A 21862-nucleotide genomic window follows, 5' to 3' on the forward strand; every position below is an offset into this window, starting at 1 on the left:
GGAGGATGTGGGCTTATTTGCCGCAGTTTTGGATAAATGTCTTGATGGTTGGTGCCACTTCTTCGCGGAAGCGACGTCCGTTGAAAATGCCATAGTGGCCAACCTCGGGTTGAACATAATGTTGGCGTTGCTTTTCTGGTAGACCGCTCAATACATCATGTGCCGCTTTGGTTTGTCCTTTACCTGTGATGTCGTCATCCTCACCTTCAATGGTGAGTAGTGAAGGAAAAGTGACTTTACTCGTATCGATGAGTTTATCTTCGAACGTCATTTCGCCCTTAGGAAGACGATGTTCCAGAAATACGCGTCTAATCGTATCTAGATAAAATTCAGCGGGCAGGTCCATCACCGCGAGATATTCGTTATAGAAGCTACGGTGTGCTTCAGCGCTATCACCATCGCCTTTGATTAAGTCACCGAAGAACTTAAAGTGCTTACGAACATGGCTGTCGATATTCATGCTCATAAAGCCAGATAGTTGAATAAAGCCTGGATATACCTTTTGGCCTGCCCCTGGGAAGTCGCCCGGAACGGTGCAGATGACGTTATTTTCAAACCACTCTAAGTCTTTGCCTGACGCGTAATCGTTGACCTCGGTTGGGTTAACGCGGGTATCGATTGGTCCGCCCATTAAGATCAGCGAACGTGGTTGGTTTGGATTGTCTCGCTCAGCCATCACTGTGGTAGCGACAATTGCTGGCACACTTGGCTGGCACACGGCGATTAAGTGTGTGTCAGGGCCAAGGTGATCTAAGAACTCAATAAGATAACGAACATAGTCATCAAAGCTAAAGCCGCCTTCGCGCAGCGGTACGTCACGAGCATTTTGCCAGTCGGTAATGTATACCTCGTGATCTGGTAAAAATTGCTCAACTGTGCCACGTAGCAACGTTGCATAGTGCCCTGACATCGGGGCTGCGATGAGCACTTTGGGCTGCTTGTATTTGCCAGCGCGACGGAAGTGCAACAGATCACAGAAGGGTAGTGAATGAACCACCTCTTCACGGACACGCACGGTTTCACCATTGATAGTCGTTTCATTTAAGCCAAATGCAGGCTTTTCATAGTTATCGGTCAGTCGTTCGATCAGCTCAAGCGTGGCTAGCGTTGTGCGCGTTGCCGAGCTAAATGTAAACGGAAGCATCCAAGGAAGCTTGAGTTGTTTTTTCCATGCCTGCGCCCAAAGATGGATCGGCTGAACGGATTGATTCATGGCATGGTGCACTTGATACAGCATAGAAGAATCCTCACCAGTGTTGGTTTAGTCAGGCCAAAGCATAGGAACAACAACGCAGGCCATTTTTTTTGCGGTGCACAATTTTTGATTATTTTATAGGCACACGAGGTGGCCTTGCAAATAGAAATAGCACAGCATTTAGGGCCCGGCCAATGGCCGTTAGTCTAAGTCTTTTATTTACTTAGATATTTTGTTAATTAACTAGTTGACCTGTAAGTGATTTATTTTGCTGCAATGCACAATGATTTGCTAAGCGATGATAACGCAAACGGCACCAGCCACAATCAGCCCTAACCCTAAGAGATCGCGAGGGGCGAGTGCGTCCTTAAAAAAACGTGCTGATATTAGGAGGGTAAATAGCACTTCAACCTGCCCCAGCGTTTTGACCAATGCAACCGTTTCTAAGCTCATAGCGGTAAACCAACCTAGAGAGCCTAAACAACTGCATAAACTGATCAAAAATGTCTTCTTGGGGCGCTGATAAAGCGCGTGTAACGTTTCAGGCTCACGCCAGCCGATCCAAGCTAGCAGCATTAATGTTTGCAGCGAAATCACCGCGACTAGCACCCATGCAGCCCCGTGTGGAAAAGGCAAAGCAAGTATCAGGCTGGCCTCACGGACCCATAATGTGGTCAGTGCAAACGCAAGGCCGCTGCCAACACCGAGCAGCACGGTACGCCATGAGAGCGTTTTAAAAGAACCCGCCGCGCTCATCAGCCACACCGCAATACCCCCAACAATAACGCCAACCCATGCCAGCATATTTAAGGGGGCGGCAAAGAATAGCGCCCCGAGTGTGGCAGCGATAATTGCTTCGCTTTTTGCCAGCCCAACACCAATAGCATAATTACGTAACTGGAACAGTTTCACCATGAGTGCGGTGGCCACGATTTGTGACACGCTAGCGAGTATGACCATCACGCTAAGCTTGGTGGTGACGGTGGGTAGCGGGGCCGGCGATACTTGATACAGCATAACCAAATACAATACAGCCAGTGGGCTTGCGTAGATAAAACGGGCGAGCGTTACGCCCGCAGTGCTCACCTCTTTACTTAATTGGCTTTGAAAGGCGTTACGCCAAGACTGCATAAACGCTGCAAAGAGCGTAAAAGGGATCCACAAACCCATGGTGTCTCTCGCGTTTCAGGTCTATTTAAAGAGGGAGCGGCGAGCACCCGGTTTCTTCGCAGGCTTAGTATCAGCCGCTGGCTTTTGGCGGGTTGGCTTGTTGGCGCTCTGGGCTTTTCCCTTTGCTGCTGGTTTGTTAGCCGCTTTATGAGGTTTAGGGCGCCGATTTTTTTGGCCTCGGCGCGGGGCAGGGGGAGCTGATTGCATCACCAGCTTACCGTTTTCGACCAGCGGAACGGGTTGCAGCGGTATCTGTTTGCCAATCAATTGGCCGATATCCGCCCACAGTGCTTTTTCATCAGGTGAGCAAAACGAGAACGCGATGCCCGTTTGTCCTGCACGTCCAGTGCGCCCAATACGGTGGACATAGGCTTCGGCTTGCTGCGGAATATCGTAATTGATAACCCGGGGTAGTCCCTCAATATCAAGCCCTCGCGCCGCTACATCCGTTGCAATCAAAGCGGTGGCTTCACCGGCTGTAAATGCAGCGAGCGCTGCACTGCGCTCTCGTTGATTTTTATCTCCGTGGATGGAAACGGCATTGATTCCCTCTTTTTGCAGGGCTTGTGACACTTGTTCGGCACGGCGTTTAGTGCGAGCAAAAACTAAGGTTTGCTGCCAGCCACAGCCCGTAATCAGGTAGCTCAGAATGTCGGTTTTGTCGCGATTGTCGATAGCAAATGCGTGCTGGGTGACCTTTTTGCTGGTGGCATTACGCGGCGCAACACTGACCCGCTCGGGAGCATTCAAGAGCCCGTCGGTGAGCTTTTCGACCGCAGGTGTGAAGGTCGCCGAAAAGAGGAGAGTCTGCTTCTGTGCGGGGGTGAAGGATAAAATCGCCCTGAGGTCATGGATGAAACCCAAATCTAACATGCGATCAGCTTCGTCGAGCACTAAAAACTCCAAGTGATCGAGCGTGAATTTCTTCTGGCGTAGCATCTCGAGTAAACGCCCTGGCGTTGCCACTAAAATATCTGCGCCGCGCTTCATTTTGCGAATCTGGTTATCAAAGCGCACGCCGCCATAAATGGAGATAACGCGCATTCCGAGCGCTAGCCCATAGGCTAGTGTCGCGTCAGCAACTTGGATTGCCAGCTCACGAGTAGGTACCAGCACTAAGCCGCGGATCGGATAGTACTCAGGGCCTTGAGGTTGGCGGCTCAGCTGCTCAATCATTGGCAGCGCAAAGCTTGCGGTTTTCCCGGTTCCTGTTTGCGCTTCGGCAATCAAGTCATTCCCCTCAAGTACCATGGGAATGGCGGCTTCCTGAATAGGGGTAGGCTGGCGGTAGCCCAGCTCTTGTAGCGTGAATTGAAGTTCAGGACACAGTCCCAGAGAGCCGAAAGCGGACATAAAACACCGATGAATTGATGGTCGATAGGGGATAAAAACAGGGCGCTAGTTTAGCGAAATGCTGGAAACGGGGCGAGAAGTTATTGCATTTCCTAGAAAAAGTAGTTGACAGCTAATGCTGCAGTATCTCTAATGGATCGTTCTTGCAAAACATTTGCAAGTGGTTATTTACTCTCAAAAGGACTTTGCTAGCCATGACACGCTTAAACGCCAATTCTATTTCCCATCGCTTCGCTTCGATGGTGCATTGGAAGCGCGGCTTTTTGTGTCTTGCGGCTAGGTCCTAATTTCACTCACGCCGCGGATAACTTCGCGGCGTTTTTGGTTAATCCCCTCTGTAGAAGTTATCCCGGCTCTTTTATTTAAGGAGTCCGTTATGACATTTCTAGGCCTTTTTACTGCGGCTTATCTGCGTTGCAAGCAGGCTATTGAAAACCACTACACGTATCAGTCCACCGCTCATCTGGATGATCGCTTACTCAATGATGTGGGTTTGTACCGGTTGGGTAAGCATGTCGCTCCGGTGCCGCAAGAGCAGGATATTGCGGTAAAACCGAGCAACGAGAGTGCGAAAACAGAGCCTCCGGTAGCAAGCAGGGAACTGCAAGAAAGCACCGGCTGACCTCAACTCTTGCCGGAAAATGGGTACGCGCGGCAAGAGTTATGTAGTACCGTCAGGTATCAGGTGACGAACCTTGATACCTGATCTTAGATTGGACGGTTCGTCTAACGGCGAGCGCAGCTACGAGAGGTGTGCTTGTCACATTTTAGAAAGGAGTCATGCATACGATGGAAGGCACGGTGTTGTATTGGCACTGGTTGGTGCTAGGGATGCTGCTGATTGCTGCAGAGATTTTTATCCCAAGCTTTACGATCGTTTGGTTTGGTATCGCGGCGATCATTGTGGGCGGCGTATTAGCAGTCGACCCTGATCTCTCACTCAGTTGGCAGGTGGCGATTTGGGCCGGTTTGACGTCTGCCCTGGCTGGGCTGTGGTTTTTACTGCTGCGCCCTAAAATGCGCGATAAGACACGCGCAGGGATGGCAAAGGAAGCGATTGCTGGGCAAGTGGGGCAGGTTATCCGCCGCCCTGGTGAGCATCATCGCGGGCGCGTGCGCTTTACCACACCGCTGCTGGGCGATGATGAGTGGGAGTTTATTTGTAGCAGTGACGTGGAGCTGGGTGATCGCGTGAGCGTCATTGAGCTGTCGGGTAATACGTTACTGGTTGAAAAGCGTTAATTTATTTGCGGAGTTTGTACTATGGAAGGCTTAAGTATTGCAGGTGTTGTCCTCTTTTTGGTGATCATCACGTTGGCGATGGGGGTCAAGATTGTTCCCCAAGGTTCCAAGTGGGTTGTGCAGCGGTTGGGCAAATATAATTGTACGCTGGGGCCGGGTCTTAATCTGATCGTACCTTATATGGATCAGGTGGCTTATAAAGTGACCACAAAAGATATTGTTCTGGATATTCCCTCGCAAGAGGTAATCACCCGCGACAACGCGGTAATCATCGCTAACGCTGTGGCTTACATCAATATCGTTGCACCAGAGAAAGCTGTTTATGGTGTAGAGAACTATATTATTGCGATTCAAAACTTGGTGCAGACATCCTTGCGTTCGATCATCGGTGAGATGGGTTTGGATGATGCGCTCTCTTCGCGTGAGCAGATTAAAGCAAAACTTAAAGGCGGTATCTCGGATGATATTTCGGATTGGGGTATCACGCTAAAAACCGTTGAAATCCAAGATATTACACCCTCGGGTACAATGCAGCGTGCGATGGAAGAGCAAGCGGCTGCAGAACGTGAGCGCCGTGCGACGGTTACGCGTGCCGATGGCGAGAAGTCTGCCGCGATCCTTGAAGCCGAAGGGCGTTTAGAGGCATCTCGCCGAGATGCAGAAGCACAAGTGGTGTTAGCTAAAGCGAGCCAAGTGGCTATTGAGCGTGTTTCCGAGGCGATTAAAGATAATGAAATGCCCGTGATGTATATCTTAGGTGAGAAGTATGTGGATGCGCTGCAGGAAGTGGCGACATCAGACAATGCTAAGACAATCGTACTGCCTGCTGATGTACCTGCTGCGATCCGCGGCATGATGGGAGGCTTCTCTGGGAAATAGAGAGGTAATGCAATGGATGAAGACGCATACACATCGCCCTGTGTACGCAACTGCTGTTTAGATCGTGAGGATATTTGTCTTGGCTGCTATCGCTCCATTGATGAAATTCTCGCGTGGACGTCGGCAACACCTGCGATGCGCAAAAAGATTCTTGCGCAGTCACAGGCACGTAGAGCGGCCTATCTAAAGCGTCAGCAAAGCTGATCGCTGTTAAACCACTTCACCGCGTGCTGGATAGCCCTTATCGATGGCAAAATCGAGCGCGGTGAGGATCTCTTTGAAGTGTGGTCGTGCAAACGGCATGGTGCTGACTTGGCTCCAGTACAGAGTGCCGTCTGGTCGCACGAGGAACAGCCCCGGTTCTGAGAACAGCGTAGGCTCCTCAATGCCTATCGATGTTTTGCCGCGCCCTTCTGAGCGATACAGCCCCCACGCGATCGCTTGCTCATCGGATAGCTCATAGCCGAGCGTAATGTGCTCGATGCCCCATTCATTATGCGCCGTTTCAGCGCGCTCTTTGGTATCGCTGCTAAGGGCGATCACGTTAACGCCGCGTTGTGAAAACTCATCCAGCGTACGGTTCAGCTCGCGTAGATACAGTTTGCATAAAGGGCAGTGTAGGCCGCGATAGAACACAATCATTGTGAAGTGGCCTGGCGCTTGATCGGCCAGTGACCAAGGCCCGTTCAGGGTATTGATATCCAATGCTGGCACAGCTTGGCGAGGAATAAGTGGTGTCATGATGTGGTACCTCTATGATGTTAAGTGTTCTTAGTCTAGCTGCTTCTTTATGTATTTAGTGATACATTTAATCCGTATTTTGTATCAAATCGTACAGGTTTTTTATGGATCGTCTGACTTCTCTGCTAGCACTGTTTCAGCCCCAACCCAGCGATGCTCGCTTTTTAAAGGGCACGACCCTTGGCGCTCTGCAGCATCGTTCCGATCGCTTAAATCAAGTGCATTCGCAGGCGTTATATGTACTTGAGGGTGAGTTAAATATCTCTATCGACGACCAACAGCATACGGTCGTTAAGGGTGAGCTGATTTGGCTGCCAAATGCGGATGCGGCAGAGGTTCTGGCCAGTGAGAGATCATGTTGGCTAGCGTTGAGCTATCGCTTCGGCCCTATGCACCTGAATATGGTTTTCGAATCATTGCCGATGCTATTGCATATACCGGCTGCAAGTGAACAACCCGAGCTGGCGCCGATTTTGACGCTGCTATGCCAAGAGGTAGAGGGGGCGCATTGTGGTTATCAGCAAGTACTTATCCATCTTATGGATGTGCTGCTGATCCATATGTTGCGCGTTGTGGTGGGCTCTATGGAGGTGACATCGGGGGTTATTGGTGGTTTGAGCGATCCTCGGCTCTCGCGTGCATTGGTGAGCATGCATGATACACCTGAACAGGCTTGGAGCTTAAGTACATTAGCGCAAGCGGCTGGTATGTCACGCACCGCTTTTAGCCAGCACTTTAAAGCGGTAGTGGGGTGTCCCCCCGGTGAGTATTTGAAGCAGTGGCGTATGCAACTGGCTTATCAGTACTTGCGGGCTCGTGAGCTGAGCGTGGCGCAAATCGCAGATCGGCTTGGTTATCAGAGCGAGACAGCGTTTCGCCGCGTGTTTCGTCAGGTGATGGGGGTGCCTCCCGGTCAGATTCGCGCTTTCAATAGCTAATATCTATTAATGGATTAATTTTAATTAATTACATTTTGTGAAACCAGCGGTCTATAGTGTGTCTAACGGTAGCGAGTTATGGCGCGGCCCATTGAAATCCAAAGGAGCTTTTTATGTTAGAGAATCGCGAAGGTCAAACAATCCCACAGGTCACTTTCCCAACGCGTGTGGGTAATGATTGGGTTAATGTCACCACGGACGAGTTGTTCAAAGGCAAAAGCGTTATCGTCTTTGCATTGCCAGGTGCCTTCACGCCAACTTGTTCGAGTACCCATTTACCGCGCTACAACGAGTTAGCGCCTGTTTTCAAAAAAGAGGGCATCGATAGCATTATCTGCTTGTCTGTGAACGATACATTCGTCATGAACAGCTGGGCTGAAGATCAGCATGCGGAAAACATCACGTTCATCCCTGATGGCAACGGTGAGTTCTCAGAGGGTATGGGTATGTTGGTTGATAAGCACGACCTTGGCTTTGGCAAGCGCAGCTGGCGCTACTCCATGCTGGTGTGCGATGGTGTGATCGAGAAGATGTTTATCGAAGCCGACGTTCCGGGCGACCCATTCGAGGTGTCCGATGCGGATACGATGCTGAACTACTTAAACCCAGAGTGTGAGTTACCTAAGCGCGTAACGATGTTGACGAAACCCGGTTGCGGCCACTGTACACGTGCTAAAACAGCGCTGACAGCGCGCGGTTTGAGCTACGAAGAGATCGAGCTGGGTAAAAATGGAGTGAGCTTCTCAACTTTGAATGCGATCTCTGGCCAAGGCACAACGCCGCAAGTCTATATCGATGGCCAACACATTGGCGGTGCAGATGAGCTAGAGGCTTGGTTAGCTAGCCGCTAAGGTTACTGAAGATCATTTTCCTAGGTTGTGTGCGCTGCTGTAGCGCACACCATCGGGTGTTGTTTGCCTCGGTGCAGCAACACCCTTTTTGTTATTGGTCGAGCCGGTTTTTATTGGAGCTACTGAAGATTTGGCTCAGTTCATCGGCCGCTTTACGCATGACGGGCGCATACGCCATCAAATCGTCCAAGCTCTTACGAATCACGGGCGCGTGGCAAAATAAGCTGGCGATCAGTTGGCCGCGATCATTTCTGATCGGTACGGCGCACGCCACCATACCATCGATAAACTCCTCGTTATCAGTGCCGAGCTCGGCCTCGTAGATAGTCACTAAGTTATCCATCAACGCGTCAGGGGTGATCAACGTGTTCCGCGCTTTCTGTTCCAGTGGTAGAAGCTGGAGTAACTTTTCCACTTTCGCTTTAGAAAGGGTACTCAAGTAGAGCTTGCCGCTAGCAGTGCACCAAGCGGGCGAGCGTGTACCCACTGGCAGGTGGATTTGAATGGGCCAATTGCAGGTTACTCTGTCGTAGTAGATCATCTCGGTGCCATCAGGAATCGAGATGCCGCAGGTCTCGCCGGTTTGCTGGGCTAAGTTTTCCAGTATTGCGCGGCGTTGGGCCTTGTAGCGGCCAGTGTATAAAACCCCGAGGGCAACCTTATGGAAACGGTCGGCGGGGATGAGGTTGCCACGCATGTTGGTCTGGATAAACCCCTCAGACTCGAGTGTTTGCACTAATCGGTGTGCCGTGGCGCGGGGAATATCGAGTTGATAGGCAAGGTCCGCAGAGGAGAGCGGCTGCTCTGATTGCGCAATCGTCTCGATAATCTCAAGTACGCGCACAATGGAAGAGCCTTTTTCGCGGCGTTGGTTACTCATAAACGCGTTAACATCCTCACGATAAAAAGTGCCAGTATATCGCAGATTGTGCAGGTGACACTTAGGCCACCTGCATACTTAGCGCTACTTCATTGTTGGCATTGAGAACTCAGCCCCCGAGCGAATTCCGGTTGGCCAACGCTTGGTGATCGTTTTCATGCGTGTAAAGAAACGCACACCATCAGGGCCGTGCATATTTAGCGGCCCAAAGGCTGAGCGCTTCCAGCCGCCAAAGCAGTGGAAGGCCATGGGTACTGGAATGGGTACATTGACACCGACCATACCCACCTTGACGTTTTCCTCAAATTGGCGAGCCACATCACCATCGCGGGTAAAGATGGCTGTACCGTTGCCATATTCGTGATCATTGATCATCTGCAGCGCGGTCTCGAAGTCCGCTACGCGCACCACAACCAGAACAGGGCCAAAGATCTCCTCTTGATAGATCGACATGGCGGTAGTGACATGGTCGAACAAGGTTGGGCCAACGAAGAACCCCTCCTCATGTCCTGCCACTTGGCAATCGCGGCCATCCGCCAGTAGTTTGGCGCCTTCAGCGACACCCGCATCAATATAGGAGAGGATCTTCTGCTGATGCTGTTGAGTTACAACTGGCCCCATATGCGGCTCGGGCTCAGTACCGAACCCCGGGCCTACGCGTAGCTCTGCTATCTCACCTTGCAGCCGCTCAACGAGGTGGTCAGCGACCTCATCTCCCACGCAAACCGCTACTGATATCGCCATACAGCGCTCGCCCGCCGACCCATAAGCCGCTCCCATCAGTGAGTTCACGACCTGGTCTGGATCTGCGTCTGGCATTACGATCATGTGGTTTTTCGCACCGCCAAGGGCTTGGCAACGCTTACCATGTGCAGAGGCTGTTGCGTAGATATACTCGGCAATAGGGGTTGAGCCCACAAAGCTAACCGCTTGCACGCGCTCATCGGTAAGCAACACATCAACCGCTTCTTTATCGCCATTGACTAAGTTGAATACGCCCTCAGGCAGCCCTGCTTCAGCAAGCCATTGCGCCAGCAATAGCGTTGAACTTGGATCCTTCTCTGAAGGCTTCATCACAAAGGTATTGCCGCATGCGATCGCGACAGGGAACATCCAAAGCGGCACCATAGCGGGGAAGTTGAACGGCGAGATACCAGCGCATACGCCGAGTGGCTGCATCATGGAGTGCGAATCAACCTCGCGCCCAACATTTAGGCTGTGCTCACCTTTTAAAAGGTGTGGAATACCGCATGCAAACTCGATGACCTCAAGGCCGCGGGTGATCTCACCCTGGGCGTCGGAGAACACTTTACCGTGTTCCAAGCAGATGAGTCTCGCAAGCTCGTCGCGACGCGCTTCAACGATCGCTTTGAACTGAAACATGACGCGGGCGCGGATCACCGGTGGTGTCTTGGACCATGCCGGGAATGCGGTTTGTGCTGCGGCAATCGCAGCGCGTGTTTCATCTGCTGAAGCTAAACACACACTGCCCGACTGCTGTCCCGTTGCGGGGTTAAAGACCGCCGCTGTGCGGCCTGAATCACTTGGGGTGAGCTGGTTGTTGATAAAGTTGCCGATAGGCGTTGTCATATGGATTACTCCTGATTCCATACCTGTTCATAGAGATCGACCATTTCGGCGACCGTCGGTACACGGGGGTTATTGTTAGGTGATCCGGAGGCGAGTGCTTGCTCTGCCATCTTTTCGCGAATCTCAAAAAATTCGGCCTCTGCAACACCGAACTCCGCCAAGCTCGGTACGCTTAGCTCTTTATTGATTGCGCGTAGTTCAGTCAGCAGCTTTTCATTGGCGACATCATCACTATCTTGCGCTTGAGCCACACCCATTGCGCGCGCGCAATCGGCATAGCGTGAGACTGCCGCAGGGATTGAAAACGCCGTAATCGTTGGCAGTAGCATGGCGTTAGACATGCCATGAGGAACATGGAAAAACGCGCCGATGGGGCGGCTCATCCCGTGCACTAGCGCAACGGAGGCTGCTGAAAAGGCGATGCCCGCCAGCGTCGATCCCAGCATCATCGCCTCACGCGCGGGGTGGTTATGTGGCTCGAAATAGGCATTGCGAAGGTTTGGCCCGATCAAGCGCATGGCTGCTAAGGCTTGCTGGTCGCTGTAAGGGTTTGCTTTGGCGCTGACATAAGCTTCCATCGCGTGCGTCAAGGCATCGATGCCGGTATCGGCAGTGACGCGTGCCGGAACAGAGAGCGTTAACTCGTAGTCAACGAGCGCAGCGGCGGGCATAAAGCCAAGCCCCACGCATAGCATTTTTTCGTCCACTTTATCGTCAGTGATGATGGTAAAGCGGGTTACCTCTGAGCCTGTGCCCGCGGTGGTCGGAATAGCGATGACCGGCAAGCCCTCTTCGCTCACATCGCGGGGGAACTTGTAGTCGCGCATCTGGCCACCAAACTTGCCAAGGATGCTGATCGCTTTAGCAGAGTCAATCGGGCTGCCGCCACCGAGTGCGATAATACTGTCGAAGGGCGTTGTCGCGTCGTAACCTGCTTTTACGGTTTCGACACCGGCGGTGATTGAGTCTTCGGTTGGCTCGGGCACCGTATCAGAGAAGATCGCGTGAGGAATGCTGGCGTCTTTCAGTAACTGGCTAAGATTTTCTGCATAGCCAAGCGTTACCATCATCGGATCTGTAATGATCAATGGGCAGTTGCATCCCAGCGCTGCTAGCACCTGTGGTGTCTTTTTTGAGGCACCTGCGCCAACTTGCATGATTCGTGGTAGCAAGATTCGATTCGACATAAACACTCCTTTTTATTTTGAGACATGATGTCTTGTTTTCGTCGATTCTTAACGAAAGCATCTAACGAGTCAATATTTTTATAAAATGAGATTTATAGTCTCACTATTGATTGTATGTGGCGCTCTGATCTCTGCTAAAGTGGATGAATCTATCAAGCAAGCGAAGGATTAGCGTTATGGCACCCAGATTTACACTAGCGATCGAGGAGTTGCAGGCGTTGCTAGGTGATAGGCTCCAGACCGCCGCAGGGGTGCGGCAGCACCACGCACAGGATGAGTCATTTCACGTACCGGCAGAACCGGATGCGGTTGCGTTCGTGCGCAGCACATCAGAGGTATCGGAGGTGGTGCGTATCTGTCGTCGCCATCATATGCCTGTTATCCCGTTTGGCACCGGGACGGCGATGGAAGGTGGGGTAAACGCAACTCAGGGCGGGCTGAGTGTTGATATGTCGCTGATGAACAAGATCCTCTCTGTGTCGGCGCAGGATATGGACTGCACGGTGCAGGCAGGTGTCACCCGAAAGCAGCTCAATGACCACCTGCGTGACCAAGGTATCTTTTTCCCTATAGACCCCGGTGCTGATGCTTCGTTGGGAGGCATGGCGGCGACGCGAGCTTCTGGCACAAACGCTGTACGTTACGGGACAATGCGCGAGGCCGTGCTGGGGTTAACCGTAGTGATGGCGGATGGACGTATCGTCAAAACCGCCTCGCGCGCCCGTAAGTCCGCAGCAGGGTATGACTTGACGCGGTTATTTGTTGGCTCGGAAGGAACGTTAGGGGTTATCTGCGAAATCACGTTACGTCTGCACCCTGTGCCGGAGGCTATCTCTGCAGCCGTTTGCGCATTTGATTCTTTGGAAGGGGCTGTGAACTCGGTCATCGAGACCATTCAGATGGGCGTGCCCATGGCACGTATCGAGCTGCTAGACAGCGTTGCAATTGATGCAGTCAACCGCTTCAGTAACACCGACTATCCTGCTCTACCGCATCTTTTTTTGGAGTTTCATGGCACTCACGCTTGGGTGGAAGAGCAGGCGGAAATTGTCGCAGCGCTAGCAACTGAGAACGGCGGGCGCAACTTCCAATGGACCGCCAATACCGAGGAGCGTTCTGCACTGTGGCAAGCTCGCCATGACCTTGCTTACGCTGCACGGGCAATGCGTGACAACGCGAAGATCTTTTCCACTGATGTCTGTGTGCCAATTTCACGGTTAGCTGAGTGTATTTTAGCAACAGCTGATGATATCAAGACGATGCCGATCCCCATGCCGATTGTGGGCCATGTAGGGGATGGTAACTTTCATGTGGTGCCTGCGTTAGATACGAGTAACGCCGCTGAAGTTACAGCGGTTGAAGCATTTCACCACCGTCTTATAGAGCGTGCCCTACAGATGGGTGGAACATGCACCGGAGAGCATGGCATTGGCCAGGGTAAAAAGGGCTATTTGGAAGCGGAGCTTCCAGCGGGCGTGGAGGTTATGAAACAGATCAAGCAGGCCCTTGATCCGGAAAATTTAATGAATCCTGGAAAGGTGATAACGCTTTAAATTCAAATAATTATTTTTGAATAGATACTAAAGTATAAGCCATGTCAATATCACTGCGCCTAAACGCATACAGTTTTATATCTTTGGGTTATAATTGTTGTTAGATAGAGACGAAGGGGTGGTGGAAATGGAGTTTACACCACTCAATCTGTTCCACCGCTTTCTAGCGCAATGAGGTTGACACACTACGTGGCGAAATTTGGACTCTGTGAAAGGATCAGTCGGTACCCGAGATTAGTGGCCGTGTTTTGCGGCATCAGCGTGTTTCTTGTTGGTACGCTGCATCTAATGAGCTTGTCAGATAGCCAAAATGAGAGAGCACGCTCGGGGAGTGGTGCGGTTGTCGAAACCCTGCGTGAGATGCTAACTCAACAGATTCAAGTGGATCAGCTAGCACTCGAGCACTTGGCGTTGCAAGTTGCGAATCACGATTCAGCACACGGATTACCCTCCATTTCCCCATTGTTACCCTCCATGCTAACCAACATTACTTGGGTTCAACCTTCAGGGGCATCCGTACAGCTTTTTCCTGCGGAAGGAGGCTCGGCGCAAAGCCTATTTGAAGGTGTGCAACGGCCGCCACTCAAACTGGTTTCGCAACAGGATGGCAGCGCGCCAGCGTTGGTATTGGCGGTGCCATTGTCAGGGCAAAAACCTGCCAGCCAACTGGTTGGAAAGCTCGATTTAGCGCAGCTTTTAAAGCGCTTAAGCGGTACCGGCGTAGCGGTTGCTATCCGTGATGAGCAAGGCCGTCCCATCGTTGGCGAGCAGCAGTTATTTAGCGCCGCCAATAGTGCGGTTTTACCTCTAGAGCTTGAAGGACAGCGCTGGGAGTTGGTGGGTAATGTGTCCCACAACCGACCTATGGAGCGTTTGAGCTTACTGATCTGGGGGCTGCTATCAGGGTTGGCGTTGGTGGTGGGCTGGGCGTCCTATCAATGGACCCAGTTGAAGCGTGAGCAGCAAGCGACGTTGGCAACCATGCGTTATCAGACCCATCACGATCTTGTGACCGGCTTACCTAGCCAGAGCTACTTTGCACAGCGCTTAGATCAAGTGTTAAGCGAGTTAGCGCGTGAAGACAAAGAGTGCGCGCTGATTATGCTAGAGCTAGATAATTTCGTTGAATTGAGCGAAACGCTTGGCAATGAAGTCGGCAAAGAGGTGCTCCGACAAGTTGGTCAGCGGCTCAGTGAGTGCCTACGCAAGTCTGATATTGTCTCGCGTCTAGAGGGGCATCAGTTTGTGATTTTGCTGCGTGATATCTCTGATGCGATTCAAGCTGATTTGATGATCGAAAAGATCCAAGGCTCTTTGCGTGACCGGTTTGAAGCGCAAGGGCAAACCTGTGCTGTCTCTGCATCGGTCGGTATTGCATTGTTCCCGATTGATGGTGAAAGCGGCTCATTGTTGCTGCAGCGCGCTGATCTGGCACTACGTGAGGCGGTTAAGCAGGGCGCTGCTTCACAGATGTTCTTCAATGAAGAGCTGCGCGAAGAGTCTGAGCATTATCAAGCTATGAACGGCGACATCTTGAGGGGGATAGAAGCGCGTGAGTTTGAGCTGGTGTATCAGCCGGTTATCGATTTAAACCAGGGGGTGGCGCATGTTCTGGAAGCGGAGCTGCGCTGGCACCATCCTGAGCGCGGCTTGTTGCCTAGCCAAGCCTTTATTCCTGCTGCGAACCGTACTGGAGCGATTCGCTTGCTAGGTGAGTGGGCGTTGCGACAGGCATGTAAAGACTTGCGTGCGTTACAGGAGGATGGGTTGCCGCTTGCTATTTCATTGCCCAAATATCCCAGTGAGTTTTATGTACGCTCGGTGGCTGAGCAGTATCGTGGTATTTTTCGGGAAAACGGCGTAGCAGCATCACAGTTTATCTTTTCTATTGATGAATCTAGTTTGGTGAGCGCAAGCCCGCCACGCAAGAAAGCAGTTGACGCACTTGCAGCGTTAGGTATTCGTTTTGCGATCAGTAATTTTGGGGCAAGCTTTGCGGCCTTGAACTACTTAGATGACTACCCTGTTACGTATCTAAATCTGGCCGCGCAGTTCGCGATCCAAGAGAATGAATCGAGCGCTTCTGCCACCTTAATTGAGGTGGTCGCTAAGTTGGCTGCACATTATAAGATCGATGTGGTGGCCGGTGGGGCTGATTCACTGGAGCATTTAGAGTTGTTGAAAGCGTGTGGCTATCGCTTCGTGAAAGGTCGGTATTTTATCGAGGCAGCGCCATTGTCTAAGGTCGCTGCCTATTGTGATTCTTTAGGCGAGAGCTAGCGCTTACGCTTTAGAGGAGCGAAGCCGTGATCTACCGGGCCTTTTGGTGCTGCAGGTTTTTTATCTTTACTGCGTTTCACTTTGCTCGCAGGCTTCTTCGTGCTTTTCTTGCGCTTAGGTCCGGCGGCTTTACCTGAACTTTTCAGTTTTTTCGGACCTTGATAACTGCCCTCCATACCTTTGATGACACGTTTTTCGAAGCGCGTTTTTAGGTAGCGCTCTATGCTGGACATCAAGTTCCATTCACTCGGCTCAATAAGGCTAATCGCAAGGCCTGTGTTTCCTGCGCGTCCAGTACGGCCCACACGGTGGGTGTGGTCATCACCGCTACGTGCCATATCGTAATTGATGACAAGGTCGATGCCTTTCACATCGATACCGCGTGCAGCGACATCTGTAGCAACGAGTACATTGATCTTGCCTTGACGCATCAGCCCCATCACATGTTTGCGCTGCTCTTGGGTGAGATCTCCGTGAATCAAGCCCGCTCTCACGTCATGGTGGCGTAGATAGCCGTTTAGGCGGTCTGCGGCCGTTTTCGTATTCACAAAGACGATGGCTTTATCAAACTGTTCGTTAGTGACAAGCCACACTAGCTGTTTATCTTTAAGCGCATTGTCATTGGCTGTAATGATCTGCTGCTTGATGCTTGCTTTCGCTTCTCGGTGGCTATGCAGTTGCAGGGACGTGGGTTCGTTAAGCGCGTGAGCGATGACATTTTGCATACCTTCGTGGGAGAGGGTTGCTGAAAATAGCATCGTTTGGCGGCTGGAAGGGGCGGATTGCACAATGCGCATCACATCCTCTTGAAACCCCATATCTAGCATACGGTCAGCTTCATCCAGCACTAGGCACTCAACATCATCAAAATCTAGCGTTTGCTTATCTAGATGCTCGATCAAACGGCCCGGTGTGCCAACGATAATCTCGGGGTTTTTGCGCAGTCTTGCCGCTTGTGGTTTGAAGGTTTCACCACCACAGACCATATCAGCGCTTAAGAAAGTGAAGCGGGCTAAGGCTTCGATATCTTTCAGGATCTGCTGAGCCAACTCGCGCGTGGGCGCTAAGATGAGCGCGCGCGTGCCGCTGTTAGGTGCTTTGTTCTCTAGGAGGTGCTGTAAAATAGGCAACAGAAATGCAGCCGTTTTACCGCTACCGGTAGCTGCCGTGACCAATAAGTCCTTGCCGTCCATTGCTGGTGGGATTGTGGCTTGCTGAACCTCAGTTGGCTCGGTGAAGTTAAGGGCGTCTAACCCACGTAGCAGGCGATTATCAAGGTGCAGTTCGGCGAACACTGTAGCGAAGTCTCCAAAAGGAAGGGTTAAGCTGCCAGTTTATCAGAGCTGCGCTGAGAGCAGAATGTAAAAGCGGCGCAGAATTGCGCCGCGGTATGGATTAGTAGTGGATCGCGCGAGGTAGTGCTTTCGCTTGTGCTACCCAATCTTCCACTTGCGCGCCTGTTGGCATCTTTTCTACCACGGCTTTATCGGCGTTGATCTCTTCCATTTTCGCGAATAGATTCGCACCGTTTCGCTGAGCAAGCTCAGGGACTGTGTCGACACCTGCAATTTCTAATAGGTCGGCATATTGCGTGCTTACGCCCTTGATGCGCGCAAGGTCGGCACGGTTGAGCCAGCCGAGGATCTCTTTTTCATCTAAGCCTGTTGCGTTAGCAGCTTCCTTGCGGCCTTTTTTCTCGCCACAAACTTCTAGAAAGCTCTCTTGCGTTGTTGCGCCTGCTGATTTCAGTTTCTCAGCAATTGCCTCGTCGATACCCTTAATGTCAGTCAGTTTAGCCATTCCTAATATCCCTCAGTTGGTAGAGCGTTGTCTGATTGATTGTATGCCGCATTGCTTAATAGAGCCGGTACAGCAAAGCGCTGTAACCGCTTTTTTATCATAAGTGGATTTTCGCACCGCCACTAGACCTAGCATGACTATCATCTATATATGTCTGCATGATGAAGTGGCCTTTGCTAGGCTAAACAGTACTTTGGAGTTCATTCAGGAGAGAGTGTAGTGAAGTATCGGGTGATCTATTGGGTGTTATTGACCTCTCTGTTGGCCGGCTGCAGTAGCAAAAGTTCACGGCCACCTGTGGCTGTAAGCGCATGGCCGGCAGCACCTTTCAGTGGATTTTATACACAGTGGCGAGGCACGCCTTATCTATTGGGCGGCAACTCTAAGCAGGGGGTTGATTGTTCTGCGTTTGTGCAGCACGCCTATCGAGATGTTTTATCTCGGTCTATTCCTCGAACGACGTTGATGCAGAGTCAGACAGGGGAGTCGGTTGCATTCGGTGCATGGCAGGTGGGGGACCTTATCTTTTTTAAGACGGGGCGAAAACAGCGCCATGTCGGTGTTTATGTTGGTGATGGGAACTTCATGCATGCATCAACCAGTGTAGGTGTGACGGTAACACCGTTAACCAATCCGTATTGGAAAACACGCTATTGGATGGCGAAACGATATTAATTTACAAATGCTATTGATAATGATTCTCGTTTTTGTATAATGAAGTGGCTCGCAAGTTATACCGCGTTTATAAGTTGGCGTGGTGTGCTTCATCCAATGCTGGTGTAGCTCCCTCAATTACATCAGCATCACGGTTCTTGTCATATTCAGGGCTGCTTTTGCAGCCCTCTTTTTTTCTGTTTAGTTTTTCTTCTCTGTGGTCTTCAAGGCTTTTTTCTTAGCGTTTGCACTCTTATCAGCGGCCTTCTTCGTTGCTTTAGCTGAGCTAGTCTTGGCTTTATCGGTAACGCTCTTGGTCTTGTTTGCTGCTTTGTCACTTGCTTTTTGCTTTGTGGACTTAGCGGAATTTTTTATAGATGACGAAGGCTTAGTGCGGCAATGCGCTGATACTTTACGTCCATCGGAACGCTTGTAGCTGCTGATCCAGTAGCAGCTCTTGCTTTTGTCACATGCAGATTCTGATAAACCTTTACAGGCTGAAGCCGCTAAAACGTTTGGTGCTGCTGCAATGCTGATTGTAAGCATCATGGTTGTTGCTGCCGTACGAAGAACTTTAGTCATCAAATGACTCCCTTTATTTGCGTCTATAATTGGCGGGCAGGCCCAAAAAAGGCTTGTCGATATCGATATTAAACCTGCGGTTAAATTAATCAGGATTGAATTAACAGGTTCTCTCTTGGTGAGTAACGCAGGGTAAAGCGATCTTTTCTCGGTGCTTTTACGTGTTTTAGGTTAGTAATACGTTATGTTCAAATCGTTCTCCATAGGGGTGCAAGGCAAGATCGCGGTGCTACTATTGCTAGTCGTAGCGAGTCTTTGTTGGTTAACCCATTCCGTACTGCGGCCACAATTGCTAGTGGCGGTAGAGGAGCAATTGAGCAAAGGATTTGCGGTGAAATTAGATGAGCTTGAGAAGCTCGCTTTAACAGAAGGTGGTGCCTTATCAGAGCGGTGGTTCGTTCAAGCACAGCAGTTAGTTGCCCCTGATAATATTTTTCTTGTCGGGCGTAAAGCTGATAGCCAGTTACATGTATTAAACGGTGATAGTGAACGTCTACTCAGCGCCAATGAGGTGCTTGTGACCTATTTAGATAGCGCCGTTGATACCTATTCTTGGATAGAGCATGGCCCGCAGGGGGCTCTTTTTGGCGCTATCGCGTTGCCGCCAGATCCAGAAAGTGGCCGTCGCTATTTGATTTTGCAGCGTAATATCGCCGATTGGGAAGCGATTTTCTATGGAGTAGTACAGCGCTACTTCCTTGGTTTGTTTGTCGTACTACTGCTCTTTTTTGGCGCGTTGGCCGTATTATTCTGGCGCAAAGTTCGGGTGCGTTTGCAACATATGGTGCAAGTGTCTGAGGCGGTGGCTCAAGGCGATCTAACTGCGCGTACGTCGATGCCGACGGATGATGAAATTGGTCAGGTTGCGGCAGCTATGAATACGATGATGCAGCGTATTCAAGCCTCGCAAGAGGCGTTACTCAATAACAACCGTCAGCTTGACGATATTCTTCATCATATCCCGTCTTGGGTTTTTATTAAGGACCTGCAGGGGCAGTATATCCTTACTAACCGGCGCTTTGATGAAGCGTTTAGTGAACGGGGGCCTCTTGTTGGGCGCACCGTTTACGATGTGGTTGAGCCTAACGATGCTGATCGTTTTGTTGAGTATGACCAAGAAGTGATGGCCTCGAAGCAGGCTATCAGCCGCCGAGTTTCGATTGTGCGTGAGGGTGAGGAGCACCAACTGCTGCTGGTCAAATTCCCCTTGCTGGATGTGAATGATGCGGTTTACGGCATCTGCTCGGTGGTAACCGACCTATCCAATGTCGAGCAAACTGAGAACCTACTGAATATCTCGCGTAGCATCTTCGAAAATACCCGAGAAGCGATTCTGATTACCGATGTAGACCGGAAAATCCTAGATGTTAACCAGTCCTTTGAGCGCATTACTGGCTATACAAAGAGTGATGTTGTTGGCTTAGATCCAAACTTTCGCGCGTCAGGGAAAACGCAAGATGGCGTTTATCGTGGCATGTGGCAAGCGTTGGAGGCATATGGACATTGGACGGGCGAGGTGATTAATCGCCGTAAAGATGGCCAAGAATATCACGAGCGCCTCTCAATCAACTCGATTATGGGGCGCGATGAGGTTGTAACCGGCTATATTGGCATTTTCCAAGATATCACCGAAGAGAAACAGGTCAGTGAAAATCTGACCAAGCTCGCTTATCGAGATCCTTTAACGGACCTACACAACCGAGAGTCCTTTAAGATTCGCTTGGCGGATACTGTTAGTTACGCAAAACGTTATCGCTCCTCTTTTGGTGTGCTGTTTATCGATCTTGATCACTTTAAAGAGGTAAATGATACCCAAGGCCATGACTTTGGCGATCAGCTGCTTGTGATGGTGGCTGAGCGGCTGAGAGGAAACACGCGAACAGTGGATGTTGTGAGCCGCTTAGGAGGCGATGAATTCACCGTGTTAGTGCCGGGGGAGGTAACCGAGTCTGGATTAGCGGTGTTAGCCAATCAAATTATTACCGTGCTGAGTGCTCCGTTTGTGATCGAAAAGCAGAAAGTGATGATTGGCAGCAGCATCGGGATAGCGATCTTCCCTCGGGATGGTGATGATATAGAACTACTTTTGAAGCACGCTGATGCCGCGATGTATAACGCTAAAGCGCAGGGACGAGGCTGCTTTTCATTTTTTGATTTCAACATCAATGCGCGTAACCAGCGTATGATCAAAGTGAAACATGCGTTGCGCTCTGCCATCGAGGATAAAGAGTTCAGCTTGGTGTATCAGCCTAAGGTCAACCCCGCTCAGATGACATTGACCGGTTATGAGGCGCTTATTCGTTGGGACAGCGCACAGCTAGGCCCTATATCTCCTGCCGAGTTTATTCCAATAGCTGAGGAATCGGGTGAGATCGAACGGATTACCGACTGGGTGCTGCAGCGGGTTGCGACGGATATGCAAGTTTCCAACGTGCTTGACCGATCTAACGTGTCGATCAACATTTCAGCCAAGCAGTTTCGCAGCGATGCATGGATCAATACACTGCGCGAGCTTGACGCAAACAACCTGATCAACGCGCATGCGATTACCATTGAGGTAACTGAAACGGCGCTGGTGGATTCGTTTGATAAAACGCTCGAACAGCTGCAGGCATTACGAGACCTTGGTGCGACGATTGCCATCGACGATTTTGGAACGGGTTACTCGTCTTTGTCTTATCTTAAGAAGATGCCCATTCAATATTTGAAAATAGACCGCAGCTTCGTAAAAGATATAGGTGTGGACCCCGATGATCAGACCATTGTGCAAACGGTTATTGTTATGTCCCATGCGTTGGGTATTAAGGTGATCGCAGAGGGGGCAGAGTCGCAGGAGCAGGTTGATTTCTTGAGCGCTCAGCAGTGTGATGAGATACAAGGTTACTATTTTGCTAAGCCCATGCCGTTGCAAGACTTAGCGAAATTTTCGCTTCAAGAACCAGCCGAAGCGTAAAAAAAAGCCCGCAT

At 50.8% G+C, this 21862-nt stretch carries 20 protein-coding genes; 10 read left to right on the top strand and 10 right to left on the bottom strand.

The window, feature by feature from the left end; all coding sequences use genetic code 11:
• Nucleotides 1–13 precede the first annotated feature (13 nt).
• The 3 genes from phaZ to E4L36_RS15310 form a co-directional block, all read right to left on the bottom strand.
• Nucleotides 14–1237 (bottom strand): polyhydroxyalkanoate depolymerase, encoded by a 1224-nt coding sequence (gene phaZ, locus E4L36_RS15300; protein WP_136681328.1) that lies wholly within the window; start codon nucleotides 1235–1237, stop codon nucleotides 14–16.
• Nucleotides 1238–1486: 249 nt separating this feature from the next.
• Nucleotides 1487–2365, bottom strand: coding sequence for a DMT family transporter (locus E4L36_RS15305; protein WP_136681329.1), 879 nt, complete (start codon nucleotides 2363–2365; stop codon nucleotides 1487–1489).
• A 21-nt stretch (nucleotides 2366–2386) separates the two neighbouring features.
• On the bottom strand, nucleotides 2387–3718 hold the full coding sequence (locus E4L36_RS15310; protein WP_136681330.1) for a DEAD/DEAH box helicase: 1332 nt from the start codon (nucleotides 3716–3718) through the stop codon (nucleotides 2387–2389).
• Nucleotides 3719–4094: 376 nt separating this feature from the next.
• Between E4L36_RS15310 and E4L36_RS15315 the strand changes: the two genes are divergently transcribed.
• From E4L36_RS15315 to E4L36_RS15330, 4 genes are all read left to right on the top strand, one after another.
• On the top strand, nucleotides 4095–4340 hold the full coding sequence (locus E4L36_RS15315; RefSeq protein ID WP_127694801.1) for a DUF1127 domain-containing protein: 246 nt from the start codon (nucleotides 4095–4097) through the stop codon (nucleotides 4338–4340).
• 158 nt (nucleotides 4341–4498) lie between these two features.
• Nucleotides 4499–4960 (top strand): NfeD family protein, encoded by a 462-nt coding sequence (locus E4L36_RS15320; RefSeq protein WP_240656994.1) that lies wholly within the window; start codon nucleotides 4499–4501, stop codon nucleotides 4958–4960.
• Between the two features lie 21 nt (nucleotides 4961–4981).
• The gene (locus E4L36_RS15325) at nucleotides 4982–5839 is read left to right on the top strand and encodes an SPFH domain-containing protein (RefSeq protein WP_127694802.1); all 858 of its coding nucleotides are present in this window, start codon (nucleotides 4982–4984) and stop codon (nucleotides 5837–5839) included.
• Between the two features lie 12 nt (nucleotides 5840–5851).
• Nucleotides 5852–6043, top strand: coding sequence for a DUF1289 domain-containing protein (locus tag E4L36_RS15330; RefSeq protein WP_136681331.1), 192 nt, complete (start codon nucleotides 5852–5854; stop codon nucleotides 6041–6043).
• Between the two features lie 6 nt (nucleotides 6044–6049).
• On the opposite strand, the gene E4L36_RS15335 is transcribed toward E4L36_RS15330, so the two are convergent.
• Nucleotides 6050–6580, bottom strand: a complete 531-nt coding sequence (locus E4L36_RS15335; RefSeq protein ID WP_127694804.1) for a peroxiredoxin-like family protein — start codon at nucleotides 6578–6580, stop codon at nucleotides 6050–6052.
• Between the two features lie 104 nt (nucleotides 6581–6684).
• Between E4L36_RS15335 and E4L36_RS15340 the strand changes: the two genes are divergently transcribed.
• Both E4L36_RS15340 and E4L36_RS15345 read left to right on the top strand, forming a co-directional pair.
• The gene (locus E4L36_RS15340) at nucleotides 6685–7518 is read left to right on the top strand and encodes a helix-turn-helix domain-containing protein (protein ID WP_136681332.1); all 834 of its coding nucleotides are present in this window, start codon (nucleotides 6685–6687) and stop codon (nucleotides 7516–7518) included.
• A 113-nt stretch (nucleotides 7519–7631) separates the two neighbouring features.
• A complete protein-coding gene (locus E4L36_RS15345; RefSeq protein WP_136681333.1) occupies nucleotides 7632–8369 on the top strand; it encodes a glutathione peroxidase in 738 nt (245 codons plus the stop codon).
• A 91-nt stretch (nucleotides 8370–8460) separates the two neighbouring features.
• Here the strand turns inward: E4L36_RS15345 and E4L36_RS15350 are convergent, their stop codons facing one another.
• The 3 genes from E4L36_RS15350 to E4L36_RS15360 all read right to left on the bottom strand — a co-directional run bounded on the left by E4L36_RS15350 (nucleotide 8461) and on the right by E4L36_RS15360 (nucleotide 12026).
• Nucleotides 8461–9249 carry an IclR family transcriptional regulator gene (locus tag E4L36_RS15350; protein WP_136681334.1) on the bottom strand — a complete coding sequence of 263 codons (789 nt, stop codon included), beginning with the start codon at nucleotides 9247–9249 and terminating at the stop codon, nucleotides 8461–8463.
• 84 nt (nucleotides 9250–9333) lie between these two features.
• Nucleotides 9334–10839, bottom strand: a complete 1506-nt coding sequence (locus tag E4L36_RS15355; RefSeq protein WP_136681335.1) for a CoA-acylating methylmalonate-semialdehyde dehydrogenase — start codon at nucleotides 10837–10839, stop codon at nucleotides 9334–9336.
• A 5-nt stretch (nucleotides 10840–10844) separates the two neighbouring features.
• On the bottom strand, nucleotides 10845–12026 hold the full coding sequence (locus E4L36_RS15360) for an iron-containing alcohol dehydrogenase (RefSeq protein ID WP_136681336.1): 1182 nt from the start codon (nucleotides 12024–12026) through the stop codon (nucleotides 10845–10847).
• Nucleotides 12027–12202: 176 nt separating this feature from the next.
• Between E4L36_RS15360 and E4L36_RS15365 the strand changes: the two genes are divergently transcribed.
• Both E4L36_RS15365 and E4L36_RS15370 read left to right on the top strand, forming a co-directional pair.
• A complete protein-coding gene (locus E4L36_RS15365) occupies nucleotides 12203–13579 on the top strand; it encodes an FAD-linked oxidase C-terminal domain-containing protein (protein ID WP_136681337.1) in 1377 nt (458 codons plus the stop codon).
• A 288-nt stretch (nucleotides 13580–13867) separates the two neighbouring features.
• Nucleotides 13868–15859 carry an EAL domain-containing protein gene (locus E4L36_RS15370; protein WP_169051561.1) on the top strand — a complete coding sequence of 664 codons (1992 nt, stop codon included), beginning with the start codon at nucleotides 13868–13870 and terminating at the stop codon, nucleotides 15857–15859.
• Here the strand turns inward: E4L36_RS15370 and E4L36_RS15375 are convergent.
• Nucleotides 15856–17154, bottom strand: a complete 1299-nt coding sequence (locus tag E4L36_RS15375) for a DEAD/DEAH box helicase (protein WP_136681339.1) — start codon at nucleotides 17152–17154, stop codon at nucleotides 15856–15858. The two genes, E4L36_RS15370 and E4L36_RS15375, sit on opposite strands and share 4 nt — an antisense overlap.
• Nucleotides 17155–17254: 100 nt before the next feature.
• Nucleotides 17255–17659 (bottom strand): DUF4332 domain-containing protein, encoded by a 405-nt coding sequence (locus E4L36_RS15380; RefSeq protein ID WP_127694813.1) that lies wholly within the window; start codon nucleotides 17657–17659, stop codon nucleotides 17255–17257.
• A 219-nt stretch (nucleotides 17660–17878) separates the two neighbouring features.
• On the opposite strand from E4L36_RS15380, the gene E4L36_RS15385 reads away from it, so the two are divergent.
• Complete coding sequence (locus E4L36_RS15385) at nucleotides 17879–18334, top strand: NlpC/P60 family protein (protein ID WP_240770827.1); 456 nt, start codon at nucleotides 17879–17881, stop codon at nucleotides 18332–18334.
• 180 nt (nucleotides 18335–18514) lie between these two features.
• Here the strand turns inward: E4L36_RS15385 and E4L36_RS15390 are convergent, their stop codons facing one another.
• A complete protein-coding gene (locus E4L36_RS15390) occupies nucleotides 18515–18895 on the bottom strand; it encodes a chromosome partitioning protein ParB (RefSeq protein ID WP_127694815.1) in 381 nt (126 codons plus the stop codon).
• A 184-nt stretch (nucleotides 18896–19079) separates the two neighbouring features.
• Here E4L36_RS15390 and E4L36_RS15395 point away from each other — a divergent pair, with 184 nt between their 5' ends.
• Nucleotides 19080–21848, top strand: a complete 2769-nt coding sequence (locus E4L36_RS15395; protein WP_136681340.1) for an EAL domain-containing protein — start codon at nucleotides 19080–19082, stop codon at nucleotides 21846–21848.
• The last annotated feature ends 14 nt before the right edge of the window (nucleotides 21849–21862 follow it).

The organism is Neptunomonas sp. XY-337, assembly GCF_004959845.1.
GTDB classification, from domain to species: domain Bacteria; phylum Pseudomonadota; class Gammaproteobacteria; order Pseudomonadales; family Balneatricaceae; genus Neptunomonas; species Neptunomonas marina.

What these genes read in the sequence shown, in the direction of transcription:
- E4L36_RS15365 (WP_136681337.1), top strand. Translation starts at nt 12,203, where the DNA reads ATGGCACCCAGATTTACACTAGCGATCGAGGAGTTGCAGGCGTTGCTA.
- E4L36_RS15350 (WP_136681334.1), bottom strand. Translation starts at nt 9,249, where the DNA reads ATGAGTAACCAACGCCGCGAAAAAGGCTCTTCCATTGTGCGCGTACTT.
- E4L36_RS15315 (WP_127694801.1), top strand. Translation starts at nt 4,095, where the DNA reads ATGACATTTCTAGGCCTTTTTACTGCGGCTTATCTGCGTTGCAAGCAG.
- phaZ (WP_136681328.1), bottom strand. Translation starts at nt 1,237, where the DNA reads ATGCTGTATCAAGTGCACCATGCCATGAATCAATCCGTTCAGCCGATC.
- E4L36_RS15310 (WP_136681330.1), bottom strand. Translation starts at nt 3,718, where the DNA reads ATGTCCGCTTTCGGCTCTCTGGGACTGTGTCCTGAACTTCAATTCACG.
- E4L36_RS15345 (WP_136681333.1), top strand. Translation starts at nt 7,632, where the DNA reads ATGTTAGAGAATCGCGAAGGTCAAACAATCCCACAGGTCACTTTCCCA.
- E4L36_RS15335 (WP_127694804.1), bottom strand. Translation starts at nt 6,580, where the DNA reads ATGACACCACTTATTCCTCGCCAAGCTGTGCCAGCATTGGATATCAAT.
- E4L36_RS15340 (WP_136681332.1), top strand. Translation starts at nt 6,685, where the DNA reads ATGGATCGTCTGACTTCTCTGCTAGCACTGTTTCAGCCCCAACCCAGC.
- E4L36_RS15390 (WP_127694815.1), bottom strand. Translation starts at nt 18,895, where the DNA reads ATGACTAAAGTTCTTCGTACGGCAGCAACAACCATGATGCTTACAATC.
- E4L36_RS15380 (WP_127694813.1), bottom strand. Translation starts at nt 17,659, where the DNA reads ATGGCTAAACTGACTGACATTAAGGGTATCGACGAGGCAATTGCTGAG.
- E4L36_RS15355 (WP_136681335.1), bottom strand. Translation starts at nt 10,839, where the DNA reads ATGACAACGCCTATCGGCAACTTTATCAACAACCAGCTCACCCCAAGT.
- E4L36_RS15320 (WP_240656994.1), top strand. Translation starts at nt 4,499, where the DNA reads ATGCATACGATGGAAGGCACGGTGTTGTATTGGCACTGGTTGGTGCTA.
- E4L36_RS15360 (WP_136681336.1), bottom strand. Translation starts at nt 12,026, where the DNA reads ATGTCGAATCGAATCTTGCTACCACGAATCATGCAAGTTGGCGCAGGT.
- E4L36_RS15395 (WP_136681340.1), top strand. Translation starts at nt 19,080, where the DNA reads ATGTTCAAATCGTTCTCCATAGGGGTGCAAGGCAAGATCGCGGTGCTA.
- E4L36_RS15330 (WP_136681331.1), top strand. Translation starts at nt 5,852, where the DNA reads ATGGATGAAGACGCATACACATCGCCCTGTGTACGCAACTGCTGTTTA.
- E4L36_RS15305 (WP_136681329.1), bottom strand. Translation starts at nt 2,365, where the DNA reads ATGGGTTTGTGGATCCCTTTTACGCTCTTTGCAGCGTTTATGCAGTCT.
- E4L36_RS15370 (WP_169051561.1), top strand. Translation starts at nt 13,868, where the DNA reads ATGAGCTTGTCAGATAGCCAAAATGAGAGAGCACGCTCGGGGAGTGGT.
- E4L36_RS15325 (WP_127694802.1), top strand. Translation starts at nt 4,982, where the DNA reads ATGGAAGGCTTAAGTATTGCAGGTGTTGTCCTCTTTTTGGTGATCATC.